General features: G+C 35.5%; 2 protein-coding genes. One reads left to right on the plus strand and one right to left on the minus strand.

Annotation, left to right across the window (positions count from 1 at the left end; genetic code table 11):
• Positions 1–2,393: reprolysin-like metallopeptidase (locus BM053_RS12070; protein WP_143076493.1), on the minus strand; the 2,393-nt coding region annotated here is incomplete at its 3' end.
• Between the two features lie 1,128 nt (positions 2,394–3,521).
• Here BM053_RS12070 and BM053_RS12075 point away from each other — a divergent pair.
• Positions 3,522–4,942 (plus strand): hypothetical protein (locus BM053_RS12075; protein ID WP_143076494.1); only part of this gene is annotated, 1,421 nt, incomplete at its 3' end.

The following is a 4,942-nucleotide window of genomic DNA, read 5'->3' on the forward strand; positions in this document are numbered from 1 at the left end:
GTAGTAGTTTTCAATACTCCGTTTTGATATACATTATAACCAGTAACTCCTACATTATCAGTAGCCGCAGTCCACGACAAATTAGTACTTGAAGTAGTTGTTCCCGAAGCAGAAAGCGTTGAAGCTGTAGGAGCAGTGGCGTCTGTCAAAGCAAGTGTACTAATGTTTGCAGTATTACTTGCAGAAGATACGTTTCCAACTGCATCTTTAGCATTCACATAGAAATTGTAAGCTGTTGAAGCCGATAAACCAGATACAGCCAATGAAGTAGCAGTAGTGGTAGTTTTCAATACTCCGTTTTGATATATATTATAACCAGTAACACCAGTATTATCAGAAGCTGCAGTCCAAGACAAATTAGTGCTTGAAGTAGTTGTTCCCGAAGCAGAAAGCGTTGAAGCTGTAGGAGCAGTAGTATCAGCTGAAACAGAACCAGTAATAGTAAAGTTAGCATTGTTAACATCAAAGAAAATGTGATTACTTCCTTTAACCATAATTCTGTTAGTTGTTCCTGGTACATTTGGAATTACTATACTTTGTGAACCGTCATTAGGAGTTCCTGCAAGCAAAGTGGTTGGGAATGTTTGTCCGCCATCTGTAGATAATAAAATGTCCACATTAGCACAGTTTACTCCATTAGCGTTGGTACCAGCAACAGTCCAGTTGATAGTTTGTATAGTCCCAACGGCATAAGATGCAGCAGTATTTTGAGTGTCTACTGTAAAAGGTCCGGCAACTCCATCCACAGTTACAACTGCATCATCAGTATTGTTAGCAGAACCTCCAGGACGATTATCACGAACAGTTAAACGGAAGTTTAAGGTACGGGCAACTCCTGGTAATGCTTCTGAAACAATCTCTTTTCCAAGGGTAGTTGTCAACCCTCCTAAAATAGAAGTCATTTTAGGAAAGTATCTTGTAGCAGAAGTGCTTGAAGGGTATGATCTGAAAAGAGGCCCTGTAGTAGCAGTAGGACTTGGAATAGTTGTTGTAGCAGATCCTAAATCCATCTGTTCCCAGCTATAGGTTAGCGCATCATCTGTATTGGCATCAGTGGCAGAACCTGTCAACATAAATGGAGTTCCTTTTGGGATAGTATAATCTAAACCCGCATTAACTACTGGTGCAGCATTTCCAGTTGAAATGATAACTGAACAAGTTTTAGCTTTGATATTGTCAGTAACCTGTTGAATGCTAATTGCATGGAAATAGGCATCAGAATGGAATTCAATATCTTTACTTGTAGCACCTGCGTAGCTCATGATTGTGGAGCCACTACCAGGTTCAATTTGAGCGTAAGGATTATCACCAATGTAAGTAAAAGTATGATTGGCTCCTAATTGATGTCCTATTTCGTGAGCTACAAAATCAATATCAAAAGTGTCTCCACTATAGCTTATTGGGTTGGCACATGTATAGCCTGAACCCTTGTTAAAGTCACTACAAACACATCCAACACATCCAGCATCACCACTACTTGCATTGACACTAGACATTCCAAATAAATGACCAATGTCATAATTTGCTAAACCAATTGATGAATTTAAATTTGATTTAAGCTCACTTCTCCAATTGGATTTACTTGTATCAATGGAATAAGGGTCAGTTGAAGGATTAGTATAAATAATAACATCATTATTTGCAATAAGTATAAGTTTTAGCCCAAAGTCTTTTTCAAAAACACCGTTAATTCGAGTCATGGTATTGTTCATTGCTGATAATGTACCAGCTTTGGTGCCTCCAAAGTAAGCAGCATATTCTCCTGTGCAAGACAAAGCTAATCTAATGGTCCTTAGTTTACCATCATCTGCACCTCTTGCATAAGTAGTATTGGTAGTATTAAGTTTATCAGTTCTTATTGCCTCGTCAATTACGCTACACTCAAATTGATTCAAAGTTTCATCTTTTTCATCTTTTTTATAAATAGTGTACGTTTTTAAATCGTCAGTTATAGGTTCTATAAAAACGGTTGATTTGCCTGGGTATAAGGTCATTGATTTAAATCCTATCGGAGAATTACTGAAATAAGCACGTGCATTAGGATTATCAATTCCAACCGCAACATATGATTTAATTTCAGGATATTTAGCCGCTAATTCAGGAGCCATAACGGAGTTTTCGTAAACTTTAAAGTTTTCCATTTTACCTTCTCCATTTGGTAATGTAATGATTGTGTTGGAAGTACTATTGGAAATATCTCTTTTGGGAGATTTTGCCAACATCTTCTTCATAGCTGGTAAATCTAAATCGAAAATATTTTTTTGTGGTAAGTGAGATTTAGTAATTCTTTCGGAAGTTTCATTTGCATTACTTTTTTTCCATAATGCATTTTTGTCTTGGGCAATTCCAAAGGTTCCGATAAATAATAGAGCAGCACAAATTAAATTTTTCATAATCATTATTTCTTATTAACTGGCTCAAAATTAAACAGTTAAAACTATTTACCGATGAAATTAACAAAAAAATCGATGAAATACATACTTTTTTTTAGTTTATAAGATTTACGCTATATTTTATATTTTATATTTAGATAAAATTAATAAAAAAATTCTCTAATAATCTGTATATCAATTGTTTGTATTTTTAATATATTTAAAATTTTATTAACAAATAGCATGGAAATCTTACTATTATTTAAAAATTTACTTCGTCAGTTCGTTGTGCTCAAGTGTATATTATTTTTATGTGACTATCTGACAATTGGACGGATAGTTGAACGGATAATTATGCGCAAAATAGTCATACAATTTACTCACACAAAGTTGGCATGCTGAGACTCGAAGCATCTCAACTCCATTCAAAGTAAGGAGGATAAAAATCATCACTTTTTATTCCAATAAAATTAAATTTAAAAGAATAATTTAGTTTTATAACTAATTAGTAATCAATGTATTGTTAAAATTGTTAAATTTTTAAAAACGTTATTAATTTGTTAAAACGATACTAAAAATAGTGTTATATTTGTGCCAATAAACCTTAGTAAGGTTATTAGACTGTTCTATAGTTAATTGTGATTGCCACGAGCAATAATACTTCCACATAATATTAGACGGTTTTATGGTTAGTTGTGATTGCCACGAGCAATAATACCTCCACATATATTAGATGGTTCTATGATTTCATTGTGATTGCCACGAGCAATAATACTTCCACATAAATCAATCAACAATTTTCTTTTTTTTCTTTATTTTGAACAATCTTAATGTTTCAATTCATGATTGGAAAGTTTTCAAATTTATTTAAAGCTCTCTTCTATCTGAACTCTACTTATAATATGGTCTAAAAACTATATTATTATGAAAAGATTTATATTATTTAATAGTGAAAATACCCAGAAAGTTAGTGGTTCCTCCTGGAACAGACTAACGGAGGTGTTTGGTGATTGGTGTTCTAATTTTCAAAATGTAATAAAAAATATATTTTTTGACTTAAACTTTACTTCGAACTATAAGAAGAGTTTACAATACTGTTTCTGCCTTGGTTTACTTCTCTTGGTTGGAATAAATGTGCAAGCTCAAAACTTGAGTAAGGACTTCAAGCAATTTGCCAATAATCCTGTGGAAAAATGGCAAGAGGGTATTTTACAGCAAAGTAACTCTACATACTACGAAGGGAGTTCTACCTTACAGCGAGTTGATTTAAAAAATATTCCTGCAACAAATTTGAACAGACACACGCTTACATTGAGTCACTTGGCAACTAAAGGAGGGCATCATGCCTACGATTTTATCACCAGTTATGACCAAGCATTGTTAGATTTTGATGTTATGTCTCCTGGAGATTCAGGAATTTCTGGTCCCAATGGGTTTAATGTCTCTGTTTGGGGAGCAGCGATAGGCTCGGCATTAACCGCAGCTGAGATGCAAGCTCTTTACAATGGTCCAGCTGCTAATAAAATTGTTAGTACACAAGTTACAAGTGGTATTTATGGAGCAGGAGGAACAAGTCCTACCAGTGCCGTTTTACTGCTAGGTGCCAATATTGGTGACAGAGTAGCAGCCTATGATGCATCACCAGGTGTTGGCCCAGGAAAAAGAGGTGTTCAGTTGTATGGGGATCAACCTATTCTTAATGCTCAATTAGTTTTAATCAGATATACTGATGCTTCGGAATCGTATGCTGAATATGAATTGCGTTGGGAGTCAACTTCTACCAAAATGTTAATTCTATTTGCCGGTCACCTTGCTCTAGGGAATGAATTTCCTAGTTTTGTAGGTGTTGGATATGGTAATCTACTCGGTGCGGGAGCTATTAGCGGTGGTCCTTATCACTTTAAATTGGATATGCTTGATGGTGCCTCATTAGGTTCTATGGACAATCAAATTAAAGCAGGGGATATCGTTATTCCTCCGCCACCATGTACCATTGCACCGCAAGCAAGAACTATTTGTGATAGTGATGCAGACCCTACGTTTAGTGGTCCTGTCGCTGCTGGTATGACGTATGCTTGGTCTATTTCTCCAAGTACACCATTATTAAATGCCAATACACAAACGGTAACCGTGGTTAATCCACCGCCTGGTAATTATACCTTAACGCTTGTTACTACTAATTATGGAGTTACTTCAGTCCCTCCTTGTACGGCGAGTTTGATTGTGAATCCACTTCCATCAGTAAACAATGCTTCGGCAGAATTTTGTGAAGATAATCATGAAAACACTGTTTTAAGTGGTTATGATGACAATATTGGAGCAGAGGCAGACGAAGATGTAGTTTGGTATAGTGATTCTGATCGCACTTTGATTGTTACCGAAACCGGTAATTTATCAGTAGGAGTTCATACTTATTATGCTACAGTTACAAATGAAGACGAATGTGACAGCCCTGCAGAGTTGGCAATCACTATTAATGCAGCTCCATCAGTAAACAATGCTTCGGCAGAATTTTGTGAAGATAATCATGAAAACACTGTTTTAAGTGGTTATGATGACAATATTGGAGC

The organism is Flavobacterium swingsii (genome assembly GCF_900111965.1).
Taxonomy (GTDB): Bacteria; Bacteroidota; Bacteroidia; order Flavobacteriales; family Flavobacteriaceae; genus Flavobacterium; species Flavobacterium swingsii.